The organism is Staphylococcus sp. GDH8C109P (assembly GCF_017893405.1).
Taxonomy (GTDB): domain Bacteria; phylum Bacillota; class Bacilli; order Staphylococcales; family Staphylococcaceae; genus Staphylococcus; species Staphylococcus cohnii.
In genome coordinates this window covers 185,064-206,324 of record NZ_JAESMX010000001.1, presented here as the reverse complement: position 1 = coordinate 206,324, position 21,261 = coordinate 185,064, and the positions used below count along the sequence as shown (strand labels likewise).

Below are 21,261 nucleotides of genomic sequence, written 5' to 3'. Positions count from 1 at the left end.
AACTGATAAATTTATTTTAACCTAAAAGTCAAATATGGTCAAAAAATAACGCTTAGAATTTCCTTAAACTGTATAAATTATTGTTGACCAACACTTATAAGATTTGTACACTAATATTATTGTTATTTACCCCTCGTAGTGTAATGGATAACACATAAGATTCCGGTTCTTAGAATAGGGGTTCGATTCCCTTCGAGGGGATTAGTAAGTCATTTTCTCATTTTCACTCGATATCGCTAGTTGTCAAAAAGCTTGTGGTGTCGGCATTTTTTATATTTTATAGTGTCATTCGTTTTGATACGTTTTGAATTTCGCGTCCCCATTTAGTCCCCATTTTCATTTTAAGTCTAATATCTATTTCCAAAACCAGTAGCTTCTCCGACTATATCTCTAGTCTTTCCTTTTTTTACCTGTGGACCGAGGTCCACACCTTGTTTTTTTACCGCCATTCTATCTTTAGATTTTTTGGCTTCTATTCTTTCTAGCTGTTGTGCATAATCCATTCGTTCAGAATAAGTGAACTCTTTACGTTCTTCATTTTCACTTATATACAATCAGACTTTTTTGTCCGTTTGCTGTCGTCTTTTTTTTGGATAACAGTACGTGGTCATTTTTGACCGTGTACATTGCTTGCTCTTTTTTTGAGAAACCAAACCTCATACTCATTTTTGAGTAATAGCACATAAACTTTTTGTGTGTGTACTTTTTACACACTCATTTTTGAGTACATACTTTTGGTTAAACATTTTTGTACGACCAATGTTACTGATTTTTTTACTTTCTTAGCTCTTTTTAATGTTGTTTCAGAAACGCCTGCTAATTTAGCCAATTCAGCGTTTTCTTTTACTGGTGTCTTGACTTTTTTACCGATAGGTTCAACTGGGCTTTTCGGTTTGTTTTGTTTCAAATTTGCTAATCTATTTTCTTTTGATTTCTCTTGCAATTCTTCTATTAAATCTTTGGTATTAAGAACAACATTTAACTTTTGATTTTTATTTAAAGTTCTTCTTTTAACAGCAGTGTCTCTTACGAATTTAAGTGCTTCGCTCTTTGTCATATCTTCCTTTATAGCTGATATTTCGTTTTGATTTAATTCCTGTAACGCCCTAACTCTGTAACGCTTTTTTATTACTTTTATCAAACCGTTTTAAAGCTAAACTTTCATCAATTTTCCAAACGTTTTCTACATACTCACGAAAAATGTACCGTCATTTAATTCTATTATAAAAAACAAATCTCATTCATTTACAATTCATCCTATATAAGTATTGTATATATAATTATCCATCTTATAACTTCTTAATACAACACAAATCTTCTCTCAGAACGCAAAATACATCCCTACCTTTTATAAGATAGAGAAGTATGGGATTTACAAACTTATTATTACATTTATTACCATTTTTATATTGCTAAACATATATTCATATATATAGAAACATAAACAATATTAAAACTAGAGTTTTCATTAGTACATGCACTTTTTTGAGCTGTTACTCAATTTTAATTAATAGTGTAATAAAGAACAGGTAAAAAAATCACCGAGTCTACAAATCTGGGGGGGCAAATTGGATTTTGGCCTGCCCTAATGATTCATTCACTCCTTATGGGTTAGCATTTTACGCCCTCTCTATTTTACAAGTATTGCTATAGTTATTACCAGTTGGATAATCTAAATCACTCAGATATGAGTAAATTTTTTACAGACTCTTCAATTTAGAGTTCTCTAATATATTCAAATCCAAATGTATAACATCACGCTTAAAATTTGCTCAAAGTTATCAAATAACCTTAATGTATAGTTTTAACATTTGGTCTGCGTTGCATCAACTAATTAAAATACATATATTAGGGGATATTTAATGCGTCAATTTTGTCTAACTCGAAAATTATTTTTGTTAATAGAATCCCTAAGTAAAATGACAATCAACGAACATGTAATGATAAATTTAGTTACTAACGCTCACCAACAGGTGAATGTTTTTATTTTGCTTGACCAAACTATGAGGAAATGATAATTTTTAAATAGACATACAATTCACATTCCTTTATTATTATTATTAAAACACACAAGTAAGAAAAGACAGGCTTTGTGCTTGTCTTTTCTTATTAAATTGCATAATTTAAAATAATGTGTCAAATTGTAAAAATGGCCATTAAACATATAATTATAATTAACATACTATAGATTATAAGGTCTTTCTGATCTGGATTTTTTCTTGTAATAATATAATCAAATCAGTCAACACACTTAACAAATTTATATGAAATAAGCCTATAGGTTTTTTATTTATTTAAAAATTCATTTAGTGTAGAGTTATCACTTTCTTTTTCAATAAGATTCTCTATATTTTCATTGTCATTTTCTTTTGAACTTATAAATCCATCATCTATTAAACTTTCGATTCTATTTTCTACTTCTTTTGAGTTCCAACCTATTTTGTTGATTTCTTTTTTGTAATCCATATATAATCTCCTTGGTTATTTATTTGTAATATAATCAAATGTATAACATAAATAGCAATAAAGATATTAAATTAATTTAAATATTAAAAAGTAGATCAAAGTTATAATAACTACCTATAAATTATACTCACCTATTTAGATTTGGATCACTTATAATAGAGGACTGTTTTAAATAAGAAACTTCATATAAATCTGCTAACCTCTTAATAAAATCAATTAAATTTCTTTCATTTATTAATTGATTTTCAAAATCTGTTTTTAATTTTATAAATTTCTGTTTTTCTTGTTCGGTGCTTATCTTTTTGAAATACCCCCACATATGACAAAAGGCATTAATTATTGAACCTTTAGATGGTTTCTTACTTAATGCGTATTGAATTTTTTGCTGAACTAATTCGATTTCAGCATCGTTATTCATCAAATATCTAATGTCATTATAAGTATTGTGATCATGCCACAAAACTTCATATTTATATCTACTCCATAGTTTTTCTTTTTGAAGTCGTTTATTGATTTTAAATACCTACTTTCAATATTTAATTTAATAAAAAGGAATTCTTTTACTGGCTTCAATAATATCTTTAGTAAAGAAAAATTGTTTCCCTTGTCCAGTATATGCTGGATTAAGTATCAAATTTGCTTTAGCATTATATAACCATTCGGGATTTATTCCTGAATTCAAAATATCTTGAAACTCTTGAAACTCTTTATTCCAGTCTAAATTGGGTTTCATTTATAATCACCTCGTAAATATAATAGAACTCTAGTTCGTATATGTAAATAAAAAAAGACAGACTAGACCGTCTGCCTTATAAATTAAGAGTTATAATGCTAAAAACTGATAAATACATTTTAACATGACATTGAACTATCAAGCAAATAACCATCCCATAACATACTTGGGCAATTGTTATATGTAAAAATTAATAATTATAAAATAATATATATAGCTGTATGTAAGTTTACTATAGCATTAAATATCAGAATAAGCCTATTTTATACTCACTCCAATGTGATTAAAAGAAAAAATTTAGTTGTATAATAACCAAAGAAAAAAGACGACTTTAAAAGTCGTCTAGTGCGTATTCGTTAGAAAGTGATAAGTGATTCCATTACCTATTATATACAATTTTAGTTATATTGCAAATATTCAATCATTTTAACTATTAACTTGTCTAACATCTGCTTAACTCTCTGCTCACCTACTTTGAATATACGAGCCATATCTTTGTAAGTTTTCCCCTCTACCATCAGTAAAAACAAATTAAACTCTTTGAATGTTCCTACTGTTTCGGCGGCCAATTCTAGCTCGTTTAAAAATATCGCATCTTCTGTATCCATTTGATCTATACGCTTATGGCCAACTTCAGCACCTAACTCAAAGAAATCATCTGTTTCAATGGGTTTATCTTCATAATCATCGTTAATATGCTCGTGACAACTCAATATAAACTGTTTAATCGTTTTTTTATCATACATAGCCAATTTCACTCGACAATCGGTCTAATATAGACGTTCTAGCACGCAACAATGCCCTTTGTTTAATACCGATGATGTCGCAAATAACGTCATCTGATAAGTTTTCCTTGTCCCACCACGTCAACTTGATAACTTGTTGCTTTAATAAAGAAGAATTATTATATACAGCAGTTATACCTTTAACCACATCACATATATTTCGGTACTGAAGGTCATTGACGTTATGAGGTCTGTTGATGTACCAGTCACAAAGTCTGTGATAGTTCAACATATACTTGGATAACATTTTATAGTTCACATCTTGATGCTCAATAATCATATGGCAAGCACCTCACGTTCATTTTGCAGGCTTTTACGTTTTGTTTCGATATAGTCATTATAAATCACTTTATTGGCTTGTATGTGCTTCTCACGGCGTTGTGAACGGTTTTTATGATGGACTTGATATAAATCTTTTTGCAGTTTCTCAATCGTTTTGTGTGGCTTATATGAGCCATTTGACTGCATGTATCGAATGATATCCTTTTGTTCATACGAAGGATAGTGTTTGATTAGTTTTTTAACCAAATTCAGTCGTTTATTTGATTGTTTTTTATATCTATCCAGCTCGTCTTTTTTCTCAACAATCCAACATACTAACTTTTCTAAAGGATATGAAGTTGTGACTACACCCATCACATCATCACATGTCATGTGTGATGTATTAAGGCTATACATACATTCGATTTGTTCTTCAATGGTTTGTATTTTACGATTAATAAACACGGGGTTATAAGCAGTTAATAGCTCGTATTCGGTTATCTTTTCTGCAGGATAATATCTTAATACTTGCTTATATGATTTTAGAAGCATTGTATAACCTCATTTCTTTAATTATTAGCATTTATCACATTTTTATAAACTATTAATCATCTTTGCCTATGCCAAACTCTTCATATACTGATTTAGGCTTCTTACCTGTCACAAAATCACCTACGGGATCATACTCATTTTTTGTCTTAGGTTCCATAATCTTGAGACGTGCCTCAACAGTTAAGCCTAATTTGGGACAAATGGCGTTCATTGTATTCACGCTATCCCTTTGTATTGTGTAATGAGGTGAGAGTTTACTTCCACGTTCAGTCACAACCACCATACCTTCTTCTTGAATTTTGAGTGTGGCATTTTTGTAGTTACTATATGTTTGGCAATAAGTAGCAAGCAGACCTTTGTCTAAATCTTTTATAGGTAATTCATTAATAAGTGGAAGCACTCTATACCATTCTTGAATAGCATCATCGTCTAAAAAATCGGGTGGCTCTTTTGATAAAGGTGTAAGCTCATTCATAGCTTTCTCAGTCGCATTTCTTTGTTCTTGTACATCTTTGGTACGATAAGCTTTTTGTTGTGATAATAGTTTTCTCTGTGACATTTATATCATCTCCTATAAATATTATGTATTTTTTAAGCGAGCGCTCGCTCGTATTCTTTAGTAATAAAGTCAGCGCTGTCTTATTGTCGGAAAATCTCGACGCTAATTCTAAAGAATTCATACACAAATGCGACCACGTGGTCGTTTTTTAGTTGGTCACCGTCCAACTGTTGGACTTCGTTGTAATTTTGAACGGAATTATAAATATTCTTTTTCATAACTTCTTTTTGTAATGACTTTGGTGCATTTAAGAAATTGTCTTTTTGAGCGTTGTCTAGATTTGTAGACAACTCATTTAAATTAATATAGTAATAAATTTTAAACTTATTTAAGTTATTGTTTACGTGCAATTGATTCAGAACGTTGTGCTTGTTCAAGTTGGGATTCGAGTTGAGTTTTTTCTTCGTCGCGTTGTTTGAGTTGTTTTTTGTATTCTTCTAATTCTCTAGTTGTTGCTTCATCGTTTGACTTGTTACCGTTGTTTGTTTCAATACCATTTTCAATAACGTGATTGCGTTGTTCTTCAGGCATAGTCGCTAATTGATGCGTTTTATGCTGTCCATATGAACGGAGCGCTCCGTTATAATTTTCTCCAAATTCATTTGCAGAGCTTTTACTCAAACCAATTTTTTAACCCAATTTCTGAATTCTCCATGAACAAGGTCATTTTCTTTCACATGTTTCAATCTACGTCCAATCTCGAATATCGATTGACCTGCAATGTTTTGGTAACTAACACTCACAATTATTTGCTTATGTTGTATATTGCGCCTATCCACGAAAAGATGAAAGAGAAATAATACAAAGCTTAATATTACAAGCATTAATAGAGACGTAGTTATTTCATCAAAAACTAGGCTCTGTGAGAAGCTCTATATTGCATTGAATGAATGGTTACATGGATTACAGGTCATTACGTGCCGTAAATCGCTTAAATTAGACTTTTTCGTTAGTAATTATTGTGAAAAATTACACAATTTTACCTTTTAATATCAAGTTGCGGTTACAGAAAAGACGGGCTCGTTTAATTCATTTTTAAAAAGGATGGGCGCAAATTCAACGCCTCCCTTTAAATTCAGAAATTATTTTTTCGAATTTCATTTTATTTTTTATAATCTCCAGTATTATTTTCACTGCCCGATTAAATTATCTATCCCATTAAAATTTTTCATACCATCTAATTCACACTTGCCTTATTTAAGTATATTTATCACTTAAAACTTCGCTTTTAATCAATCTATTTAAGTAGCTTTCACGCACTATATAACAGCTTGTAACACTTAATATATAATCATCTATATATGCACTGTATCGCTCTCTAAATGGCTACAAACACCATTGTATATAAGCAAACCATTCACGCTTAGTCATAACGATTAGTAACTCGTTTGTGCTTCTCATATTGTTGTTACTTATCATCTAATATAATAATAATTAATATTTATTTTTATTATTTCAGAATCTTAATTTAATTTTCGATTTACTTTTTAAATTTATTCACACAAACATTTTTGTAATTCAAATCTCAATTTACTTTTGTCTTTAACATTTGCTTTTGATTTGATGAATGAACTTCAAAATTGAACTTCACAAATGAATTGAATCAACAATAGAAATCATTTATATTCTGAACACAATCAACAATGAAACTAAACAAAAGAACATCAACAAACAATTAATGTTAGTTAAATAAGAACAAATGATTTAAGTTAATTGATTGAATCATTTTAAATTATAATTTGTTTCTTCTCTTTTATTATCAATGAACAATCACAACAAACAAATGAAACTCTTTACACAATGAGTTTGATTACTTAATGTAATGACCTTATAAACTCTGTGTTCAATAGTCTGATCTTTAACATAGGTTGCTTATTCACTGTATCCTTTATTGTGCAGTCCTCTAAACTATCCACCTTAATAAGCAGTGTGCTTTAATACACAGTGTCTTTAATGCTTGGGCACTTTATAACAGATGGCGCTTTATTATCTATGCTCATTATTTGCCTGCACCTTTAATACTTGGGTCTTATAACTGCATGTGCTTTTATATACTATGTTGAAGTATCTGCTACACATTGAATGCGTTCCACATATATCATTGTGATTAATTTCACATATATACTTTAAGAAAAGACCACCACCAATTAATAGTGATGGCCTAAACCAACGTACAGAAGAACTAGGAACTAATGAAAATAACAAGGAGTTAAATGCCCAATGGCTAATTTAGACTTTAATACTGAGCGCTCAACATTAAAGATTTAGTATATCTTTAATATCTATATTATACCATGAACGCCGTCATAATGCTACTTTATATTATCTAGTATTAATAGAAATTGCTTTTATTTTACCAATCTTTTCAATGAGCTTATTCATCGATGTCACTTCATCTGTATAGATTTGTACACTCTTAACTTTGTTATGCTGCACTAACTTTATAAATTCTTGCATAATTGGTTTGTCATCCACTTCTATAGACAGTCCATACAGTCCTTTATTAACTACCACTGTTAAATTGCCGCGATGTATCGATGCTAGGATATTACTATCTTTATTGTTGTCTAACATTACGCATAGCTTGTCATTGTCTTTTAATGCTTGAAATACATTATTATCTAACTCATATGGTTTAAATGTCTGATAGTTAGGATCTACTGTTTTGGTCGTTCCCATTTCTACAGGTTTATCAGTTGTAAGTGCTTGTACTGTAATTCGATTCTTTTGCTTATTATATTTAACGTTATTATCTGATTGTTTGATTGTTGTTAGCATATACTCACATCCTTACCATTGTTTCTTGCCATAATGATATTTTTGGAACTCATCACGAGAAACGGTATCTAATGCTTTCTCCAGTTGCCATGCATAGCCTCTAGGAGTCGTTTGTTCGTCGTACTTGTTGCCATCACCTAAATTGATTTCATGGTCTAGCATTTGGCCTTTATACTGGTTGTGAATGTTACCAGGATTATTTTTCTCTTGCTTAACATAACGTTCACGAGATATACGACGACCAGCCTCATTTTTATTCTCAATCATTTTACGATACACTTTCACAACATCTTGCAGTTTATCCTGCATCTCTTTCGCTAGTTTTTGATGTTCATCCTTAAATCCTGTCATTTCTTTGTTGTATGCCTTATAGAACTGGTCAAATTCTTCTTCAGTTACTTTATAATCTGATGAGTTAAGTTGTTCGTCGACTTCGATTAATTCTTGTTCTAAATCTGATTGTAGACTTTTTAATTTTGTTGCTTCTGCAAATTCATCATTATTTTGATAATGTGTAATTTTACTATTAAGCTGTTTAATACGATTTGTTAGCTGATGGTATTTCTGTTTAATCTCTTTTGCCTTAACACCCTTATCATAAATTTGATTATCAAAGATATTGATTGTATTGTCTTGTACTGTTTTTACCATAATTAAATGCCTTCTTTCGTTTTTGATTTATTATGCGTTTTATTGCACTAAAGTCTTTCTTATTTCTAGCATATTGCCTTACCAGTGAATCAATATACCTAACAGATACATTGTTCACATGGGTAGGTAAACGCGCTAGAATCTGATGTGCTATCCGTTTATGATTCATGGAAACACTCCCTTAACTTATTTTCTGTGTATTACCTTTTATATGGTGTGTCGGCATGACATAGTGACTATTTCTATCAATTTCTAACATACGCTTACCATCTCTATATTTTTGCCAATACTTAGCATCTGCAGTGAGTTTTTTAATTTCACCTAGTAAATAATTAATCGCTAAATGATCACCACGTAAATATATTGTCATATGCCCTACACTGTTATAGTTGAGTTTCAAATTATATCCTCTTAACCACAAGAAGATTGATTCAGTGTTTAACCTTGATTGCAGCGTTGCCTGTCCTAAACCCGACAAACACCAATCACATGTTATGAAATCAATTTCTAAATAGTGATACTTGCCCTGTGTTTTATAGATGTGACAAATGGGTTTGTTAGCAATTTCTAAATTCTTAATATCATTAAAGTTGAGTTTCTTATTATTTAATTTGAATGGATCAGTTGGTATTGAATGCATTAACACAGTTTATGAGTCCTCCTGTTTTGAAATATGTTTAATAAGTTAATTCTATAATCACACGGTGTGTATTGTTTTTAGTTACTAATGTTCCATATCTGTTGCCACTATTGTATAGGTATCTCATTTTCTTATTCTCCTTTTTGTCCTTCACTTTAAAATGTTACTACTTGGTTACTACTTTTTTAATAGAGTTACTACTTTCTGACATTCCATAAATCCTGCCATATCAATGTTTTAGTTTATAAGTTACTACTGTTACTAGTGTTACTACTTTTTTTAAGGGGGTGTTCTTACAAGAAAGAGAGGGTTTGTATTAATTTATATATAACCTCCTATTTTGAAAGTAGTAACAGTAGTAACATTTATATTGAAATCAATTATAGACGCTGTCATATCAATGCTTATAGATGTTACTACTTTTGATAAATTAGTAGTAACAAGGTAGTAACTACTAGTAACTTTGTTCTTCTTTCTTAAAGTCAAATCCTAATTCGTTAATGATCTCAGTTTTGATGGCATAACCTTTTTGTTGTTCTCCATTAAATCTTATATTTTTTTGTTTACCATAATTATTTGTTTCAAGATATCCTCTTTCATCCCATTGTTTAACAGTGGAATTAAATTCAGCACCTAGCATTTCTTTTATAGTTGGTGTCATAATAAGAATAAAATCATATCTATAAATTGCCATAAGTTCTGTATTATCATGATAATGGTGCTTATTGTATGCAATACGCCCACGGTTCGCATTTAATTTCTCAAGCAATTCTTCTAATAATTGTTTTGGTTTATCAATATTTTTATTATTTTTCATCATGCTTGTGTGTGCTTTATTCACGTTGATATATGGGTCGTGCTCAAAGCCTTCAATATCATTTAATATCTCACCTGTAATTTGTAGTAGTGCAAAACTACGTGCGATACGATCCATTACTTCATTACCGTTAGCCTGTTTCATAAAATATTTAACAGCACTTTCAAACGATGATTTATATTTATTTTTGTCTAATCTATATTGTTTGATGAATAGCTTACCTAATAAACCATGATTATTTTCCATTGCTTTTGCTATATCACCAAATTCAGTTTTTTCTGTATTAGGAAACGGGTCATCTTGTAAAGTAATTACACGACCTGCCACACCTGCTTTATCGGGCGCTATATCTGGTATAGCAACTTCTCCACTTGAAAGCATGATATTGTTCCACGGCTCTAAATAATCGATAGAGCGGTCTGAATTACCACGCCCCTTAGATTGACCACCAGAAAATTGGTATACGATGTTTGGTATTCTAAACGGATTATCTGCTTTACGGGTATCATCTTTAATTAAAGGGAATGAATTTAAAAATGAAGCCATACGTTCAACACTTACATTAGTGGCATTCCATTCAGTAACTAATTTTCGATTCCCCCATATACTTGCACATATCTTTAAAGTAAATGTTTTACCACTTGATGTACGGCCTGATATCTCACTAACAAATGGGTCTACATCGAAATCTTTGAGCAATACAGAACCTAATGAGCTATAGAACATCATCATAACCATTGGATTATCCTTAATTGGATTGAATACACCTTTGATATAATCATCAATATTACCTTTTGTTTCAAACGCATCAATCAATGCTTGATACCCCTTATCAGCATTAAATATTTTGTACTGATTATCTTGTTGATCTTCTGCATATGGTGAAATGAAATGACCATTAATATTGCCTAACCGTGTAGCCACATCATAATCTGGTATTTTATTAAAGCGTCTGTAAAAACTTAGATATTGAACAAGATTACTTGCTTCATTTTGAGTAACTTCCAAACCTTTACTGGCAAGTTCCACTAAATATTTTCCTTGCGTAATATCTCTTGCTAATACTGGCAATTTATATTTACGTTTAGCATCTTCAAACTCTAATTCATAATAAAATTCACCAGTTTCAACGTTTTTATATCTTTCAGTTATATAAGGTGGTGTACTGGTAAGATAAATGTGAACTATATCTATAACTTCACCCTTTGTATTCTTTTTCTCTTTTTCCAAATACAACCATTTACCTTTAATTAAATAGGGTTCTGGAATGGTTGGTTTATCTTTATTAATTTCTTGGAATTTTTCAAGACTGTTCATCGTTTCAAATACATCTTCTTGTGTTACTTCCATTTCCTCTACTGTCATATACCGTCCCCCTCTAGTTGCTCATATGCTTTTTGAGTATAGAATTAAATGTTTTGTTTATTTCACTATCTTCCATAGGTGGATTGCATGATTTGCCCCATGCTGTCACAAGTCCATATGCAAGGTGTGCATCTACATATCTGCGTAATAAGTATCCACTTATAGAAGCTAACGATTGATTGCGTTCACCTTCACCAACCCCAAATGCTAGATCAGCCCAGTATGATGAATCACGTTTTTTATATTGGCTTGAGTAATTAATAGTAATTGGTTTATTTTTTTGGCTATCGATATTTCTCGACAACTCATTTAAATCACCTATAGTGATTGCAGGTGCATCATTATATTTAAAAATATATGGTATATTCTTATCTGGCTTTACAGGTAATGCCATAGCTCTTGATGGTTGATAACTACCTTCATCAATCTTATAACCTATTTTCTGCGCTAATGCTTGCGTATACTTCCTATAATCATCTGCACTCACAGGCTCACTTATAGGCACCATAAGGCGAATACGTGGTTTTTCTAAAGTATGGTTATAGGTTGTATGGAATGTCCAAGAATAGCCCTCTAATTGCTTACAAATAGCACTGTATAACCCTTTGAAATCAGTAATATCATCATAATCAAGTGCTAGTGTATTTCTGTTTATAATGTTTTCGTCATTACGGTACTTTTGAATGAGTTTGCCGTCTTTTTCCATGTCTTTTACATCTCCATAAACGACTAAACCACGTTTATATTTATCATCGTTATTCATTGGCGTTTGTATTCTATTAAGCCATTCCGACCACATTACATCGTTAGATTGAACAAATGAATCGGAATATAAATTTTTGTACTCAATAATTTTTAATTTAAAATCATGCTGCAATTTTATTTGTTCAAAGCCCATTTATTTTGCCCCTCCTACTGTAAAAACAAGGCATGAAATGGTATAATTAATATATAAATAAGCCGTTCCATGCTTGTTTTTGTTAATATTCCAAATTGCATTAGGCGTTATCAGATTCTGTCGTCAAACATTCATCTGATGACGCTTTTTTCTATGTGCAATTTCATTTCATTCTCTTTTCTTTGTGCTTCTATTAATCTTTCATACATAACTTCAATAGCTTTTTGTTTTTTATTATTTTTTAGTAACTCAATTGCCTCATCGTATGTTTTTGCTTCAAATGAATGTGCTGTATATAAAACTACATCTTTCACACGATTCACTTTTTTATGGTCATATTTCTTTTTAAATAATTTCATTATTTGATTTCCTCCAATTCAAAGTTATTATTTAGTTCTTGTACTGCCCATTTCATGATTTCTTCCAAATGTTGTTCTCTATTGATTTCGTACGTAGTTTCTTTGCCATTTTCATAAACTGTATGTTCATATGAGTCTTCCGTTTGCATAGCACTCATTTTTAATTGATAAGATACTAAGTTTAAAATTTCTAATTGTGTTTGATTCATTATTTTACTCCCTCTCTAATTTGTTTCATTTGCATCTTTAAATCGTTTAGATCAATTAATAATTTGTTATTTAAATTGAATAGTAGTTCTCCCAAATCTTCACTAATTTCTTCATCAATTGGTTTTGAATTGCAGTAATCGACTAACCATTTCATTAGTTCATTTGCATAGTCACTTTGACCTAAAATATGATGCATTTTTTCTGTTTGTACGATATATTCATCTTTTGTCATATTATTTCTCTCCTATTTTATATTTACGTCTGATTCTTCTATCTTCCAAACTATCTTTTATCACAATTGATATAAGTGATAGTGGTGTATATAATGCCAGCGCATTAAAGATGTCATCTGTGTATATTCCTACTGCTGCTGACACTGAAGCACTTGCGGTAATTAATGCTATAAAGGTTTTCATTCTATCCTCCTAAGAATTATATATTTCGTTAAAATTTTTCTTGATGTAATCTTTCATTGGTTCTGCTAAAAACTTGTAATGATCTGCTTGTGATTTAGGCTCATGTACATACCTTTCAATATCCTTTTTAAATTTTGGATTTAGCAATAGTTTTTTCATAATTGAATTCCTTGATAATTGCATGTGTGACTGTAAATCTTTGAATGACCACACAAGCTTAGGTTCATTGATAATTACAATACCTTCACTTTCTTGTAGTTGTTCTTGCATTATTTTCACCTCCTTATTAAGCAGTAGCTTGTGTATTTAAGTATTTATTGTAAATGGTTTTACTGACTGAAATATCTAAACCAAATTTGTTAATAGAAGTCATTAAATCGACTGTGTCATCTAAAATTTGTTGACGAATAATTAACATATCCTCACTCATTTGTTCTTTTTTCAAAGCTTTATCATAACCAAACAATGTTGAAACACATTTATTAACTACAGTTTGACATTTCATATAACTAATCTTATTGGGATTAGATAAACCTTTTTGCAAAACGTCCATAGCTTTTCGTTGATGCTGCTTATCCATTAAATCAAATACTTCATGTTGCTTTAATCCGATTGATTGTCTTAACTCTTTAATAACTTGCTTAACCCATTTCTTAAACTCATCAGCTTCATCACGTCTACTATTCCAAATAGCTTCGTAAATGCCTACTTCTGAAATAATTACAGCTTTTTGCTTACCTTTAAGGGTGTCCACATTATGGACAGCCTTTTCACTCTCATCTAATAATCTAGTCATATGTGGTGTGTGTGAATACCCTAATGCTTTAGCAACATCACTTGCTATTGCCCAATACTCTCCGTCTTTTTCGATAAAACGAATTTCTTTGTCGTCAAAAATTTGTTTAATCATGTTACGCCTCCTTTATTTTAAAAAAATCATCAAAGTTTATTCCCAAACTATCTGTAATGAGTTTTGCAGTTTTAGGACTAACTTTTTTATCTTTAAATAAGATAGTTAAAGTAGCAGGAGAAACTCCTATTAAAGATGCAAAACTATTTTTCGTGTTGCCACTCATTACGATTTGCTTATTTAATTCTTTAGGGGCTTTGACTTCAATCATTTACGTTCACCTCATTTCTAGAGATAAATTTTTATCTCTTTTAACTTAATTTAACTCTACTATATTTATCAATTTATGTCTAGTGGTAATTTTCTATTTCTTTAAAAAGTTTTTAATGTTACTATTCATATAGAGGTGATTGAAAATGATTGAAAAAGAATTAAGCTCTAAAATAGGCGAAGAGTTAAAGAAGGCTAGAAAAAAATATAAAGTGTCTGCCCAAAAAATTGGTGACGTGTTAGGATATTCTCAAAGCCATATTAGTGGCATTGAAAATGGCACAAAAATTATTCCAAACAAAAGATTTATCACTAACTATTTGAAATTTATTACCAATTCCAATTTTTCTGAAATGAATTTTTATATTAATAATATAAACGAAATAGCAAATGGTGAAATCCAACTTGCCACTTATTTAGATGATAGTACGTCATTAATGAATGCGTTAGTTAATGATTACGAAGATGATACTTCACAAATTAATTCTTTAAAATATGAAAAACGAAATGGAGAAAGCGATAAAGAGCATTTTGATTTTCCAATAAATGATATAATGTTTCATTTAACAGATTCAGAAAATCCAAAATACTTTAACAAAATTAAATTGAGTATAAGCGACAAAGAACATATAAATAAATACATCGAAGATTATATTGTTTTAAAATATAAAATTCATTTATCACAATTGAACGACTTGTATAATAAACATAAAATTAACGAAAAATCATATAATCAAGAATATTATCAAATTGATAGAATTTTAAAGTCTATTAAAGGGGATAACTATGGCAAGCTTTGAAAAGCGAGGTAAAACATGGAGATATTCAATCTCATATGTAGATGATGAAGGCAATCGCAAAAAAGTTCAAAAAGGTGGTTATCGTACTAAACAAGAAGCTAAACGAATTGCAGAAGATTTAGAATATAAAATGAGAAATGGTTATGCCGTTAGTAATGATATAACATTTGCAGATTACTTTTATCAATGGTATGAAGTTAATAAACTACCACACGTATCAGAATCAACTAAAAGACATTATGAATCTGCATACAAGCATATTAAAGACCATTTTAGACACAAGTTATTAAAAGATATTAAACGTACTGAATACCAAAAGTTTCTCAATGAGTACGGTTTAACGCATAGTTATGAAACGATTAGAAAGTTAAATAGTTATATACGTAATGCATTCGATGATGCTATACATGAAGGTTATGTTATTAAAAACCCTACATACAAAGCAGAATTACACGCATCTATTCCAGCCAAAACAGAAGAAATGAAGTTTATTAATGAATCAGAATTCAAAAAACTTAAACATTATTTTGAACAAAAAAATACCACCTCATCACTTGTGCTATTAGTAGCACTTGCAACAGGTGGTAGATTTTCAGAAATTGCTAAATTGAAACGTGAAGATCTGGATATTAAAAATAATAAAATTCATTTAAGAGGTACCAAAACCGAAACATCAGACAGAATAATAAGTATTGATACAGTAACTATGAAACGTATTCAATCATTTATTGATTCACGACCTACTAATATCAGTGGTTACATCTTTACTGTTGATGGTAAAACAATAACAAATGCTGCTGTAAACAAAGTACTGAGAAAAGCATGTGATAATCTAAATATAAAAGAGATAACTATTCACTCGCTAAGACACAGTTTCTGTTCTATACTCATACATCATGGCTTTTCAATACTATATATATCAAAACATTTAGGGCATTCCAATCCAGCCACGACACAATCGATTTACTCCCACTTACTTCAAGAAACTTATGAGCGTGAAGATGAAAAAGCAATGAAATTACTAGAAACTATTTAAGCCACTTAATTATAAATATTAGGTGGTTTTTTACTATAATTTATTTTTCAGTCCCCAAATAGTCCCCACAAAGTAAAGAAAAAGCTTATATAACAACGTTTAATAACTTTATAATATGCCCTTCGAGGGGATAATTTGAATGTTCTTCGTTATAAGACATTACCTTAAATAGTGATTTATTGGGCTTTCATTGACTTTTGTTTTCGGTCGTTGAAAGTCCTTTTTATATTTCTATGCCACGTAAAATATAAGGCAACGATTCAGAGGATTAAAAAAATCTCTGTTATTTATAACGTTTAAATGGCTTAACTATTGTGATTTAAGCATATAAAGTTTCGTAAAAATGATTTTATGGTTATTTTTAAGCATTTAACCACTTAAATATATCACTATTATTTCACATTGATAAACGTGCTGCCTAAAACATCTCTCACATCGTGAATAACTAAAAAGGCATTTTCATCTACTTCATTGACTAATTTTTTAACTCTTGTCACCTGAGACTGAGGTACAACAACATATAACATCGTCGTTTCAGTTTTAGCATAACCGCCTTTTCCGTTTAATAATGTCGAGCCCCGACCGGTAAAGGAATTAATTTTGTCACTGATAATTTCATTCTTGCTGGAAATGACCGTAACCCCTTTTTTAGGATTAAAGCCTTCAATGATAAATGAAGTCGCTCTTTCTGTAATGAATAACATGATGATCGTAAATAACACATTTTTTAATGGTAATACCATTAAGAAAGATAAGACGACAATACCATCTAAAATAAAAATACCTTGTGATGTTTTCATTTCTGAATACTTACTTATGATTTTAGCAATTACAGATGTGCCTCCAAGAGTACTCCCTGTAGAGATTACTAGTCCAGCACCGATTCCTATAATTGCACCACCAAATACAGAGTTGATAACAAAATCATCTATACCTAAATTTATATTTTCAGTTACTCTTAAAAAGAATGAGAGTGCCGTGTTTGAGATGACGGTATAAACAGCGATTGTTTTGCTCAAATACTTCCAACCGACAAAAACAACGATTGTATTAATAATTAAAGAAGACCAAGCTGGTGAGAATCCTAAAGTATACTTCAAGGCTAGTGCGATACCGACTGTACCACCATCACCTAAATTCGAGCCTAGTAAAAAGCAATTTACACCTATAGCATTGATAAACGTTCCAATTATACACAAGATGATGCTTTTATAATGATTTTTTATTAATGATGACATTTATTCACTCCCATTCTGTTTGATTTAAACTAAATTATAATTATGTCATATGTTAGATGCATTCATTCCATGCCTAAATAATTGACTTAGCTATTCCTGAACTTAGATTTCAATAGCAGCACATTTAAGTGTCAAAACTTAATTTAGTATTAATAAGGCATTGTAAGCGCCTTGAAAATACAACCCTATTAAAAAAGACACCTCTTAGGAGGCGTCATCTATAAATCTAATTAGAATATTATAATATCAAAACGTAGTTTTTTTCAATAACATTTTAATATATTTTTAAATTTAGTCTTATCATTTGTAATAAATGCCACATTCTTTTAAGAAGAACTAGTTAAAGTTCGATTGTTTCACCGCTTCGAATTTTGTCAGCCATTTGGTTTAATTTTCTTAAACGATGATTGACACCAGACTTTGAAATTGTACCTGAAGACATCATTTCGCCTAATTCTTTCAAGGAAATATCTTGATGTTCTATGCGTAATTTCGCTATTTCACGTAATCGGTCAGGTAAGTTATCTAACCCAATTTCTTGGTCTATTAATTGAATACTTTCAACTTGCTTCATCGCTGCACTAACGGTTTTATTTAAATTAGCTGTTTCACAATTAACCAGTCTATTTACAGAATTCCTCATGTCTCTGACAATACGCACATCTTCAAATTTAAGCAACGCTTGATAACCACCGATTAAACTCAAGAAATCAGAAATTTTTTCAGCTTCTTTTAAATAAGCAATGCTTCCTTTTTTACGTTCTAGATGTTTCGCATTGAGTTCATATTCATTCATTAAATTCGTAATGCCTTCTGAATGATCTTCATACAATGAAAATATTTCTAAATGATAGGAAGATGTTTCAGGATTATTCACTGATCCACCTGCTAGAAAAGCGCCACGTAGATAACTTCTTTTCATTTCATCTTCATGAATCATCGTTTCATCTATTTCATGCGTAAAGATACCATTTTTCAAAATACCTAATTCATCTAAAATTTCTTTGGCACGTACTTTAATTCTGCAAATATAAATATTGTTCTTTTTTAATTTCATTTTTTTTCTTACAAGTAGCTCTACTTCAACATTAAACACTTTTTTTATTAAGGAATATATACGTCTTGCTGTCGTAGCATTTTCAGTTTGAACATTAATCACAAATTGTTGGTTGGAAAGACTGAGTGCACCGTTCATTCGTATGAGTGCACTGAGCTCTGCTTTTGCATTTGTTTCATCTACTTCTATTCTCGTAAGTTCATTTTTCATTTCTGATGCAAAGCTCATACATCTTCAGTCCCTTCTTATCTAAGTTTAATACTTAGTTTGTTTTACAATTTTATTTATCTCGGTTAAATTCAATCGTTTCTGTTTCTCTCATAGCAATCTCGTAAATCATTTTAGACAAAACCTCTGTATTATGTCTAACATAATTTTCTTGTGATACTTCTACCAGATTTTCGTGTGTAAAAACTTTTATCTTTTGTGCTTCCATATCTTTCATGTTGCATTTAACTGGATCTGCGCCATCTTCTTTATAACGACGTAAAACATCGGCGTTGAACGTCTGAGTACTACATATAGCATAGTTTATACAATGACACCCCATGTGATTATGTATTGCATCAACATGATCTAAGGCAGTGTAATGATTTGTCTCTCCAGGTTGTGTCATAACATTTGATACATATAACTTTGGCGCATCACATTTTAATAATGAATCCGCAATACCTTTAACACATAGATTAGAAATTACGCTTGTATATAACGAACCAGGTCCTAAAACGATTAAGTCCGCATCTTCTATCGCTTCAACAGCTTCTTCCATGGGCTCTACATTTTCTGGTTCTAAAAATACTCGTTCTATCTTTTTATTTTTTTTAGGAATTTTTGATTCGCCATAAACAATTTCACCGTCTTCCATCACTGCATTTAAGCGTACACTGGAATTTGTAGATGGTATCACTCGACCTCTTATATTTAAAATTTTACTTAACTCTTTTACCGCATGTCCAAAATCATCATTCATATTCGTTAATGCAGCTATTAACAAGTTGCCTAAAGAATGACCTTCAACTTGATTTTCTTTAAAACGATATTGGAACAATCTTTCAATTGTTGATTCTGAATCGCTAAGTGCTGAAATAACATTTCGTATGTCACCAGGTGCAGGAATATCCATTTCATTTCTGATTTTCCCCGTACTACCTCCATCATCAGCAACTGTGACAATGGTCGTAATATCTATTGGAAAGTCTTTTAACCCACGTGCTAAAACAGATAAACCTGTACCACCACCAATAAGTACAAGTTTAATTCTTTTCATTTTTTTGCTTCACGCCACTTTCAATTTGAGCATCTCTATGATGCACATATACATTATAGTCAAAATTTTCGTTGAGCTCAGCACCAATACGTTTAGCTAAAGCTACAGAACGATGTTGGCCTCCGGTACAACCAATTGCAATCACAAGTTGTGATTTACCTTCTTTTTTATATCCTGGAATCATAAATTTTAATAAATCCATCAATTTCTCATAAAAAATATTTGTTGTTTTCCATTTCATAACGTAATTATATACCGCTTCATCTTCTCCAGTTAAAGGTCTGAGTTCATCCACATAATGAGGGTTAGGTAAAAACCTCACATCAAACACTAAATCCGCATCCATCTGAATTCCATGTTTAAAACCAAAACTAGTTACATTTATATTAAATGTTTGATAATTACTTTGATTAAAGTAATCTCCGATTCGCTTACGAAGCTCTTTGGGTTTCATAAATGATGTATCAATCGTGTAGTTTGCTAAACTTTGTATCTCAGAGAGTAAAGTGCGTTCTTCTTCAATAGCTTCAATTAACGAACGTTGACCTTGTTCATTTAATGGATGCGCACGTCGTGTCTCCTTATAACGCGAGATCAACTTTTCATTGGATGCTTCTAAGAACATCATATCAACGATAATGTCTGAGTTACTTTTGATTTGATCGATTTCTTTAATCAATGATTTGAAAAGTTCTTTCCCTCTTAAATCAATGGCAATGGCTACCTTTTGCAACGAAGGATTTCCTTGACCCATTAATTCTACAAACTTCGGCAACAGTATCGGAGGTAAATTGTCTACACAAAAATAACCGATATCTTCTAAACTTTGTATGACAACGGACTTACCTGCGCCAGACAAACCCGTCACAACTAATAATTCACTTTTAGTCACTTCTTTTTCTTCTCGCTGCATTACTTTACACCATCCAAAGATTATTTTTAGACATTCCATTTATTGTTCTGGAATTTTTTATATCAATCTACGCAATCATTTTAACTTAGTCAGTTTATGACCACTATGCTATCACATTATATTTTACATGAAAAACGACTTTGGTAGTAGTTTTATCACTTAATTGACCCTAAATACTATCGTACACTGACATAGATGAAATAAATTTGTATCCATAAATGTAATTGAACCTTTATCCTTTTTCGATTAGCATAATTTATAATAAATTAGCGTCTGTGCGATTTATTTAGTATATAGCTCTTGAAATATATATTAGGTTTATACCTCACACAAGTGATTC

Annotated in this window: 29 protein-coding genes and 1 tRNA gene; 3 read left to right on the top strand and 27 right to left on the bottom strand. The window is 30.8% G+C overall.

Annotated elements, in window-relative coordinates; translation table 11 throughout:
• Positions 1-129: 129 nt before the first annotated feature.
• Positions 130-201 (top strand) — tRNA-Arg (locus KA867_RS01000).
• Between the two features lie 146 nt (positions 202-347).
• Here KA867_RS01000 and KA867_RS00995 read toward each other — a convergent pair.
• The 23 genes from KA867_RS00995 to KA867_RS00885 all read right to left on the bottom strand — a co-directional run bounded on the left by KA867_RS00995 (position 348) and on the right by KA867_RS00885 (position 14,611).
• A complete protein-coding gene (locus tag KA867_RS00995) occupies positions 348-554 on the bottom strand; it encodes a hypothetical protein (protein WP_210136766.1) in 207 nt (68 codons plus the stop codon).
• A 152-nt stretch (positions 555-706) separates the two neighbouring features.
• Positions 707-1,057, bottom strand: a complete 351-nt coding sequence (locus KA867_RS00990) for a hypothetical protein (protein ID WP_107523574.1) — start codon at positions 1,055-1,057, stop codon at positions 707-709.
• Between the two features lie 1,229 nt (positions 1,058-2,286).
• Positions 2,287-2,466 (bottom strand): hypothetical protein, encoded by a 180-nt coding sequence (locus tag KA867_RS00985; protein ID WP_071562172.1) that lies wholly within the window; start codon positions 2,464-2,466, stop codon positions 2,287-2,289.
• Positions 2,467-2,593: 127 nt separating this feature from the next.
• A complete protein-coding gene (locus KA867_RS00980) occupies positions 2,594-2,926 on the bottom strand; it encodes a DUF1722 domain-containing protein (RefSeq protein WP_081357272.1) in 333 nt (110 codons plus the stop codon).
• Between the two features lie 81 nt (positions 2,927-3,007).
• Positions 3,008-3,199: a hypothetical protein gene (locus KA867_RS00975; protein ID WP_107523577.1), complete on the bottom strand. Its 192-nt coding sequence runs from the start codon at positions 3,197-3,199 to the stop codon at positions 3,008-3,010.
• 398 nt (positions 3,200-3,597) lie between these two features.
• On the bottom strand, positions 3,598-3,945 hold the full coding sequence (locus KA867_RS00970; protein ID WP_210136765.1) for a hypothetical protein: 348 nt from the start codon (positions 3,943-3,945) through the stop codon (positions 3,598-3,600).
• Positions 3,938-4,132: a hypothetical protein gene (locus KA867_RS13355; RefSeq protein ID WP_226953594.1), complete on the bottom strand. Its 195-nt coding sequence runs from the start codon at positions 4,130-4,132 to the stop codon at positions 3,938-3,940. Before KA867_RS13355 ends, KA867_RS00970 begins: the two co-directional genes overlap by 8 nt.
• A gap of 128 nt (positions 4,133-4,260) precedes the next feature.
• A complete protein-coding gene (locus KA867_RS00960) occupies positions 4,261-4,797 on the bottom strand; it encodes a spore coat protein (protein WP_192945720.1) in 537 nt (178 codons plus the stop codon).
• Between the two features lie 52 nt (positions 4,798-4,849).
• Positions 4,850-5,356 carry a phage terminase small subunit P27 family gene (locus tag KA867_RS00955; protein ID WP_040030197.1) on the bottom strand — a complete coding sequence of 169 codons (507 nt, stop codon included), beginning with the start codon at positions 5,354-5,356 and terminating at the stop codon, positions 4,850-4,852.
• A 333-nt stretch (positions 5,357-5,689) separates the two neighbouring features.
• The gene (locus KA867_RS00950) at positions 5,690-5,977 is read right to left on the bottom strand and encodes a hypothetical protein (protein WP_245355883.1); all 288 of its coding nucleotides are present in this window, start codon (positions 5,975-5,977) and stop codon (positions 5,690-5,692) included.
• Between the two features lie 1,701 nt (positions 5,978-7,678).
• Complete coding sequence (locus KA867_RS00945; protein WP_040030199.1) at positions 7,679-8,134, bottom strand: hypothetical protein; 456 nt, start codon at positions 8,132-8,134, stop codon at positions 7,679-7,681.
• A gap of 12 nt (positions 8,135-8,146) precedes the next feature.
• Positions 8,147-8,785, bottom strand: coding sequence for an HAD family hydrolase (locus KA867_RS00940; RefSeq protein ID WP_210136764.1), 639 nt, complete (start codon positions 8,783-8,785; stop codon positions 8,147-8,149).
• Positions 8,745-8,954, bottom strand: coding sequence for a hypothetical protein (locus KA867_RS00935; protein ID WP_019469467.1), 210 nt, complete (start codon positions 8,952-8,954; stop codon positions 8,745-8,747). The genes KA867_RS00940 and KA867_RS00935 overlap by 41 nt, the downstream gene beginning before the upstream one ends.
• Before the next feature lie 12 nt (positions 8,955-8,966).
• Positions 8,967-9,425 (bottom strand): hypothetical protein, encoded by a 459-nt coding sequence (locus KA867_RS00930; RefSeq protein WP_245355892.1) that lies wholly within the window; start codon positions 9,423-9,425, stop codon positions 8,967-8,969.
• A 454-nt stretch (positions 9,426-9,879) separates the two neighbouring features.
• Entirely contained in the window at positions 9,880-11,607 is a 1,728-nt protein-coding gene (locus KA867_RS00925; protein WP_210136762.1) for a DUF927 domain-containing protein, read from the bottom strand.
• A gap of 13 nt (positions 11,608-11,620) precedes the next feature.
• Positions 11,621-12,505 carry a primase C-terminal domain-containing protein gene (locus KA867_RS00920; RefSeq protein WP_210136761.1) on the bottom strand — a complete coding sequence of 295 codons (885 nt, stop codon included), beginning with the start codon at positions 12,503-12,505 and terminating at the stop codon, positions 11,621-11,623.
• Between the two features lie 131 nt (positions 12,506-12,636).
• A complete protein-coding gene (locus KA867_RS00915; RefSeq protein WP_236588533.1) occupies positions 12,637-12,864 on the bottom strand; it encodes a hypothetical protein in 228 nt (75 codons plus the stop codon).
• A complete protein-coding gene (locus KA867_RS00910) occupies positions 12,864-13,073 on the bottom strand; it encodes a TscA family type II toxin-antitoxin system antitoxin (protein ID WP_129314795.1) in 210 nt (69 codons plus the stop codon). Before KA867_RS00910 ends, KA867_RS00915 begins: the two co-directional genes overlap by 1 nt.
• Positions 13,073-13,306 carry a hypothetical protein gene (locus KA867_RS00905; protein ID WP_129314796.1) on the bottom strand — a complete coding sequence of 78 codons (234 nt, stop codon included), beginning with the start codon at positions 13,304-13,306 and terminating at the stop codon, positions 13,073-13,075. The genes KA867_RS00910 and KA867_RS00905 overlap by 1 nt, the downstream gene beginning before the upstream one ends.
• A 1-nt stretch (position 13,307) precedes the next feature.
• On the bottom strand, positions 13,308-13,490 hold the full coding sequence (locus KA867_RS00900; RefSeq protein ID WP_103211348.1) for a hypothetical protein: 183 nt from the start codon (positions 13,488-13,490) through the stop codon (positions 13,308-13,310).
• 9 nt (positions 13,491-13,499) lie between these two features.
• Entirely contained in the window at positions 13,500-13,760 is a 261-nt protein-coding gene (locus KA867_RS00895) for a DUF771 domain-containing protein (RefSeq protein ID WP_103211349.1), read from the bottom strand.
• Positions 13,761-13,776: 16 nt separating this feature from the next.
• Positions 13,777-14,400 (bottom strand): BRO-N domain-containing protein, encoded by a 624-nt coding sequence (locus KA867_RS00890; protein WP_129314798.1) that lies wholly within the window; start codon positions 14,398-14,400, stop codon positions 13,777-13,779.
• A gap of 1 nt (position 14,401) precedes the next feature.
• Positions 14,402-14,611: a helix-turn-helix domain-containing protein gene (locus KA867_RS00885; RefSeq protein ID WP_103211351.1), complete on the bottom strand. Its 210-nt coding sequence runs from the start codon at positions 14,609-14,611 to the stop codon at positions 14,402-14,404.
• Positions 14,612-14,756: 145 nt separating this feature from the next.
• On the opposite strand from KA867_RS00885, the gene KA867_RS00880 reads away from it, so the two are divergent.
• On the top strand, positions 14,757-15,410 hold the full coding sequence (locus KA867_RS00880) for a helix-turn-helix domain-containing protein (protein WP_103211352.1): 654 nt from the start codon (positions 14,757-14,759) through the stop codon (positions 15,408-15,410).
• A complete protein-coding gene (locus tag KA867_RS00875; protein ID WP_210136760.1) occupies positions 15,397-16,446 on the top strand; it encodes a tyrosine-type recombinase/integrase in 1,050 nt (349 codons plus the stop codon). The genes KA867_RS00880 and KA867_RS00875 overlap by 14 nt, the downstream gene beginning before the upstream one ends.
• A gap of 392 nt (positions 16,447-16,838) precedes the next feature.
• Here KA867_RS00875 and KA867_RS00870 read toward each other — a convergent pair whose 3' ends face one another.
• The 4 genes from KA867_RS00870 to rapZ form a co-directional block, all read right to left on the bottom strand.
• Positions 16,839-17,684 carry a YitT family protein gene (locus KA867_RS00870; RefSeq protein ID WP_210136759.1) on the bottom strand — a complete coding sequence of 282 codons (846 nt, stop codon included), beginning with the start codon at positions 17,682-17,684 and terminating at the stop codon, positions 16,839-16,841.
• 340 nt (positions 17,685-18,024) lie between these two features.
• Positions 18,025-18,969 carry a DNA-binding protein WhiA gene (whiA, locus tag KA867_RS00865; protein WP_210136758.1) on the bottom strand — a complete coding sequence of 315 codons (945 nt, stop codon included), beginning with the start codon at positions 18,967-18,969 and terminating at the stop codon, positions 18,025-18,027.
• 52 nt (positions 18,970-19,021) lie between these two features.
• A complete protein-coding gene (locus KA867_RS00860; RefSeq protein ID WP_210136757.1) occupies positions 19,022-20,008 on the bottom strand; it encodes a gluconeogenesis factor YvcK family protein in 987 nt (328 codons plus the stop codon).
• Complete coding sequence (gene rapZ / locus KA867_RS00855; protein WP_210136756.1) at positions 19,995-20,921, bottom strand: RNase adapter RapZ; 927 nt, start codon at positions 20,919-20,921, stop codon at positions 19,995-19,997. The genes KA867_RS00860 and rapZ overlap by 14 nt, the downstream gene beginning before the upstream one ends.
• Positions 20,922-21,261 lie beyond the last annotated feature (340 nt).